The organism is Shewanella nanhaiensis (assembly GCF_019457885.1).
In the GTDB taxonomy this organism is placed as follows: domain Bacteria; phylum Pseudomonadota; class Gammaproteobacteria; order Enterobacterales; family Shewanellaceae; genus Shewanella; species Shewanella nanhaiensis.
This window is the reverse complement of the sequence record NZ_JAHZST010000067.1, coordinates 1-405: the sequence shown is the minus strand read 5'-3', so window position 1 is coordinate 405 and position 405 is coordinate 1. Positions and strand designations below refer to the sequence as shown.

Below are 405 nucleotides of genomic sequence, written 5' to 3'. Positions count from 1 at the left end.
AGTCGCGGGATGGAGCAGTTTGGTAGCTCGTCGGGCTCATAACCCGAAGGTCGTTGGTTCAAATCCGGCTCCCGCAACCAATTCTTTTATAGCAGAATCAAAACAGTTATTAGCAATAAAACAGTCGCGGGATGGAGCAGTTTGGTAGCTCGTCGGGCTCATAACCCGAAGGTCGTTGGTTCAAATCCGGCTCCCGCAACCAATTCTTTTATAGCAGAATCAAAACAGTTATTAGCAATAAAATAGTCGCGGGATGGAGCAGTTTGGTAGCTCGTCGGGCTCATAACCCGAAGGTCGTTGGTTCAAATCCGGCTCCCGCAACCAATTCTTTTATAGCAGAATCAAAACAGTTATTAGCAATAAAACAGTCGCGGGATGGAGCAGTTTGGTAGCTCGTCGGGCTCA

Annotated in this window: 3 tRNA genes; all 3 read left to right on the top strand. The window is 47.9% G+C overall.

What is annotated here, in order from left to right:
• The first annotated feature begins 3 nt into the window (after positions 1-3).
• The 3 genes from K0625_RS24375 to K0625_RS24365 all read left to right on the top strand — a co-directional run bounded on the left by K0625_RS24375 (position 4) and on the right by K0625_RS24365 (position 324).
• Positions 4-80 (top strand) — tRNA-Met (locus tag K0625_RS24375).
• A 45-nt stretch (positions 81-125) separates the two neighbouring features.
• Positions 126-202, top strand: a tRNA-Met gene (locus tag K0625_RS24370).
• A gap of 45 nt (positions 203-247) precedes the next feature.
• A tRNA-Met gene (locus tag K0625_RS24365) sits at positions 248-324 on the top strand.
• Positions 325-405: the final 81 nt, after the last annotated feature.